4 protein-coding genes are annotated in these 5,208 nt (G+C 59.1%); 1 reads left to right on the top strand and 3 read right to left on the bottom strand.

Going from position 1 to position 5,208, the window contains the following annotated elements; translation table 11 throughout:
- The first annotated feature begins 331 nt into the window (after window positions 1-331).
- The gene (locus IRZ31_RS20025) at window positions 332-1,267 is read left to right on the top strand and encodes a C39 family peptidase (RefSeq protein ID WP_297157114.1); all 936 of its coding nucleotides are present in this window, start codon (window positions 332-334) and stop codon (window positions 1,265-1,267) included.
- A 95-nt stretch (window positions 1,268-1,362) separates the two neighbouring features.
- Here the strand turns inward: IRZ31_RS20025 and IRZ31_RS20020 are convergent, their stop codons facing one another.
- From IRZ31_RS20020 to IRZ31_RS20010, 3 genes are all read right to left on the bottom strand, one after another.
- Window positions 1,363-2,214, bottom strand: a complete 852-nt coding sequence (locus tag IRZ31_RS20020) for a PIG-L deacetylase family protein (protein ID WP_297157111.1) — start codon at window positions 2,212-2,214, stop codon at window positions 1,363-1,365.
- A 65-nt stretch (window positions 2,215-2,279) separates the two neighbouring features.
- Window positions 2,280-3,095, bottom strand: a complete 816-nt coding sequence (locus tag IRZ31_RS20015) for a hypothetical protein (protein ID WP_297157108.1) — start codon at window positions 3,093-3,095, stop codon at window positions 2,280-2,282.
- Window positions 3,096-3,377: 282 nt separating this feature from the next.
- Window positions 3,378-4,739, bottom strand: coding sequence for an MFS transporter (locus IRZ31_RS20010; RefSeq protein WP_297157104.1), 1,362 nt, complete (start codon window positions 4,737-4,739; stop codon window positions 3,378-3,380).
- Window positions 4,740-5,208 lie beyond the last annotated feature (469 nt).

Genomic DNA, 5,208 nt, shown 5'->3' with positions numbered 1-5,208 from the left:
CTCGCGCTTTCTGACCATCATAGCATAGAGCGCCACCAAGATGGCGCCCGGGCAGAAAGGGGGGGGAAGATCTGGCTAGTGGAGGGGATGGGTCTCTACCAGAGACATGCTTCTGGGCTGTCTTCATCCACAAAGGCACCAGTTTAAAAAAGACGTGACAACCTGTCCCCTGCTCAGGATACGCCTTGCCCGACTGGCGTGGGCTATGCTATACTTCCTTCTAGCCAGACTGTTGGCTACATCATACTCACTGCCAGGAAAATAGCGCGCTCCGCTGCGTGACAGCCAGCCAGAGACGTGGCACCCTGGCGATGCTGAGGAGCCTGTATCGATGCCTGTGCTCGTGCCCATGCTCTTTGCGGTCGCCTTGACCGTCTCGCTGTTCGGTCTCTACCTGTCCGCGCGCCCATCCCTGACAAGCCGGAGACGTCGTCCTGCCGCCGCAGAGCGCCTGCCGCGTACGCCAAGCACACCTCGCTTACGCGCGCGCCAGAGTCCGGTCGCGACTGTGGCGCACCCGCGAAGGCGCAGCGCAAGCGTGCTCTCGCTCTCAGTGGCTTCTGAGCGCGTCTATGGTGCCAGCCCATTTCCCTGGCGTGAGATTCCCTGGAAAATCCTCCTTGTCGGCCTGGTTTCGCTGCTGATCGTCATTTTCCTCGGCTCGCAGCTCTTTCTCTCCCGTGGAGTTGGCTTCGTCCTCCCCTACCTGTGGACTGCTGAGCCGGCGGCAACGATGACCTCGAACGCACCGGCCTCCACTGCCCACTACGATGCCACAAGTCATCTGGTGCGCATCTATCAGCTCGATCCCGCACAATATGACTCCCAGTCCCAATATCAGACCTGGGCTTATTCGGCGTGCTCCGCCGCTGCCATGACGGTGGTCATCAACTCCTATGGCTATCACTACCGCATCGCCGACATCTTAAAGGTCGAGTCTGCGATCCATGAAATTACCCCTGACCAGGGCTTGCTGGAAGAGGTGGGCATCGCTCGCACTGCTGCTCGCTTCCACTTCAACACGCTCTGGGGTCATAATCTCTCGCTCGACCAGATGCTTGCCATTGCTAACAGCGGGCGCCCGGTGATTGTTAGCTTCCCCCCCGATCGTTTTGCTGGCGGTCACCTGCTGGTGGTGCGTGGGGGTAATACGAGCACAGTCTACCTGGTTGACTCATCGCGTCTTAACTACACCTCGATGGCGCGCTCGCGCTTCCTGCAGCTCTGGGGCGGCTTCTACGCCGTGCTGACACCGCAAGCCTCCTGACTATCTCTCCGTGTCAGCGCTTCCCCGATTCATTTCGTTCGCGCTGCACCTGCCTTCCTCGCGGACTGCTCTTTCCTGCGGTGGCAGTTGCCTGCTTAGTGGGTAGCCTGCTCCTGTTGAGCTTCCGAGGCCTGTTCCTGGTCCCCTTTCTCCTTGCCGGGGATGTAGAGCTTGATGCGCCGGAAGCCCTCGGCATACTGCATCTGCAGACCCTTTTTCTGCTGAGCCTCACGCGCCGTCTCGGCAGCCCAACGCTTCACGCCCTCCAGTAGATTCGCCTGGGGGCCAAACTGACTGACATGGCACTGTAGCCCCCTGGCCTTCAGTTCGATCGTCTCGCTGATGTCAATATAGGTGTTATCGTGCTCGCTGTTGAAAAGATACAGCTCGTGAACCTGATAGGGAAGGAATCCTTCAACCAGCAGCTCGCGGTAAGCGTGGGGATTAACCGCCGCCGGGAAGATGGCATCGAGCACAATATTGCCAGTGGCACGGTGGTCAGGGTGATTCAGATAGGCCGTCTCATCTGGCTCCTCATCAGGGTCGGGCGCAAAAATGTGCTGCGTCGGATCATGCGTGATCACAATACGCGGACGGTATTTGCGAATGAGGCGCACCACTGCCTTGCGCGTCTCATCGTTATTCACCAGATGGCCGTCTTGGAAGCGCAGAAACTCCACAGCCTGGACGCCAAGCACCTCGCAGGCCAGGCGCTGCTCCTGCTCGCGAACCACCATCAGCTCTCTATCCACCATACTGGGTACCTCGGTACCCTCCGTACCATCGGTCATAATGACCCAGACAATCTTCTTCCCCTGGCGAGCCCAGAGGGCGCTGGTTCCCGCGGCGGCAAAATCGGCATCATCAGGATGGGCCCCGATGACCATCGCCTCATAATCTGGAACCTTGATAACCTCAATTGCTCCTGGTGCATTCCTATCTGCCATAGTAAAGAACCTCTGCTACTATACTCATGGAGTTTGCCTAGTATAGGCACGAGAGCGACACCTCGTCAAGTCTCAGCAGGAGAACTGGAGTGCTTTTGCGGCGTTGAGGGGGAGAAAAATCGAGCCAGCAGGGCCTGTTCGAAAGCGGCCATCACCTCAGCAACGGAGACCGCGCGGTCAGCCAGAGTCTCCAGTCCCACGGCCCGACGCGGCAGCTCGCGGCGCAGCAGAGCCTGCTCCTCTGCCGTCTGACCCAGAACCAGGGCAAGCGGCTCCGTCTCCCAGCGCAGCAGCAGCCCGGACTGCAGCAAACTCCCAGTACGACGGCGGATCATAGTCAGTCCCACTACTTTGCGCTGATCAGGTGCCACCACCTCGTAGGGAGAGAGCGACCCATAACAGGCGCGGCGCAACACGGCCTCGCGCGAAGCCGTAGCTGGCTGCTTCAGCAGAGCCTGCTGAGCGCGGGCCTCTGCCGGTGGAACAAGGCGTGTTATAACCCCTAAGCGCTCCAGAGCTGCCACCCAGGTCTCTCCCAGCCAGCGATAGGACTCCACCACGTCCGTCAGAATCAAAGGATGTCCTGGAGGCAAAAAGACGTCCAGAGCCAGCAGATCAGGGCCAACCAGGACCGCTGTGCCGCCGGCCTGGCGCTGATAGAGCGGCAAGGCCAGCTGGCGCAAGGCCTCGACGTTCAATTGAGCCGCCTTCTGAGAGAAACCCAGCACCAGACCTCTCCTGTTGGCCTGCGACCAATAGAGGGTTGGTGGCTGAGGCGCCTCGTTACCGGCAAGCAACCGCTGACCGTAGTCCAGATGCACCTGCTGGTCAGCGACGACGAGCGGCAAGATACGCCAGGCGAGGCCATCAGTAGCAGCCATAGCAGTATCGCAACTCCATCAAATCTTTCTCCCAGTATACTGCAAGCGCTGCCGTTGACAAGGAGGCTGCGGATAATGGGCTGCTGATCGACCCAGACCAGTCACCAGGCTGGCAGGCACTGCGCTGCTGGCTGGGCGGTAAAGCCGGACAACGCCATTGAAAGAGAGGCTTTCTGAAAGATGCCCAGCGCCAGGCCCCTAAGCTTAGCCTGCAACCGATAAGAGCAGCGCGGCGGTTGCAGAAAGCAGCGTGGGCCTGGCGGGGCTAGAGGCATGAGCCAGTTATAGGAACTGTCGCGATTCCGTCAAATCTTTCTCCGCGGGTCCGCGCAGGAACCAGCCAGCCAGTGCGGCGATCAGGCTGGGGAGCGCACCGGCCAGCACCGCTGCTGGCGCCCCGAACAGATCGGCCAGGGCACCCGTGTACAGGTTGCCGATTGGCGAGCTACCAGCGAAGACCATCATATAGACGCTCATAACGCGCCCGCGCAGGTGGTCTGGCGTCACAGCCTGCAGGGTCGTATTGGCCAGCGCCGAGAAAGCGATCTGCGTGAAGCCGGTCAAGGCGATCAAGACCAATGACAGCGGATACCACGGCGAAAGGGCGAACCCGGCCTCCAGGATGCTAAAGGCGATGCCGCTAACAAGGAGACTGCGAATAGTGGGCCGCTTATTGGCCCAGGCCAGCCAGAGAGCTGAAAGCAGCGAACCAATCCCGAAGGCGGAGGAGATGAAGCCGAAGCCTGCCGGTCCAGCATGCAGCACATCCGTGGCGAAGAGTGGCAGCGAGACATTGAAATTAATCCCGAAGAGCGAGACCAGGCCCACCACGACAATCACCAGCAGCACGGACGGCGTATGTGCCACATAGGCCAGTCCCTCGCGCAAGCTCTGCAGGGGACTGGGTTGCCCCTGCTTGCCCAGCGGCAAGCGGGCCTGAGCGTAGAGACGGCGGGAATCGATCATGGCGATGCCTGCGATCACCGGTATAAAGCTCAGCGCATTGAGCAGGAAGAGCGGTGCCACCCCAAGGCGGGCGATCAACAAACCACCAATAGCGGGACCAAGCACACGCGCCATATTGAACAATGACGAGTTCAGAGCCACTGCGTTCGGCAGATCCTCGCGTCCCACCATCTCCACCACAAAAGCCTGCCGTGTCGGCATATCGAGCGCATTCGTAATACCCAGCAGCAGAGCCAGAACCAGCACGTGCCAGATCTGCACAGCACCACTGGCTACCAGCACCCACAGCAAGAAAGCTTGCACTGCGGCTGACGATTGTGTCAGCACCAGAATTCGCTTCTTCGGGAGACGATCGGCAATGATGCCTCCGAAGAGAGCGAAGAAGAGTACAGGCAAGAACTGAAGGGCCCCGACAACGCCAAGTAACCAGGCATCATGGTCCAGCTCCAGCACTAGCCATGCTTGAGCTGTGGTCTGCATCCAGGTCCCGATCAACGAAATAAGCTGACCGAACCAGAAAAGACGAAAATTACGGTGGCGTAAAGCTCGAAAGGCGCGAAAAATCCCGCTTTGCGATCGAGCGGGCTGGAGCACTGCAGTCGTCGTAGTAGCTGCGGAAGCTTCTCTGGCCATATCAGGCGGCGATAAGGTCACCTCTTCTTCTGAAGAAACGCGCATCTTGCTAACACATCCCTTCTCTCAAAAAATCGACTCAACCGACCAAAGAATTGCCTTTAAAAAAGTGCAGACGGAAAAGGCAGATAAACAGAGAATCTCTAAGAGGCCATGTCAGGAGAGCGGTGGGGCCGGTGCTGGGGACAGAGAGTCGCTCAGCAAAGGGCCAGTGCCGATGAGGCAGGGCAATACCAGCTACGAAAGGAGAAGATGTGGACCGGAACGCCAGTGGAAGGCGCGCGAGCCACACCGGGCGGCATGACCTCGCCGCTGTCTCCGGTCCACATCTCCTTCGGGAAGGAAACACTATGCCGGGGACCTCATGTGCCCCTGCACCTGCAAGCATCTGTCAGGTGGCTGTGCCCCTGACCTGCCTACGCTCAGGGATTGGTCTGCTCCCCTGAGACAGCCGTTGTTGATTTATTAATAATTAGAAATATAACTATATATGCTACAAAAGCAAAAATTGTAC

Origin of the sequence: Thermogemmatispora sp. (assembly GCF_019683635.1) — a bacterium.
Taxonomy (GTDB): Bacteria; Chloroflexota; Ktedonobacteria; order Ktedonobacterales; family Ktedonobacteraceae; genus Thermogemmatispora.
Note: the sequence above shows the minus strand (reverse complement) of the source record. Positions and strands in the feature narration are given on the sequence as shown.

What these genes read in the sequence shown, in the direction of transcription:
- IRZ31_RS20025 (WP_297157114.1), top strand. Translation starts at nt 332, where the DNA reads ATGCCTGTGCTCGTGCCCATGCTCTTTGCGGTCGCCTTGACCGTCTCG.
- IRZ31_RS20020 (WP_297157111.1), bottom strand. Translation starts at nt 2,214, where the DNA reads ATGGCAGATAGGAATGCACCAGGAGCAATTGAGGTTATCAAGGTTCCA.
- IRZ31_RS20015 (WP_297157108.1), bottom strand. Translation starts at nt 3,095, where the DNA reads ATGGCTGCTACTGATGGCCTCGCCTGGCGTATCTTGCCGCTCGTCGTC.
- IRZ31_RS20010 (WP_297157104.1), bottom strand. Translation starts at nt 4,739, where the DNA reads ATGCGCGTTTCTTCAGAAGAAGAGGTGACCTTATCGCCGCCTGATATG.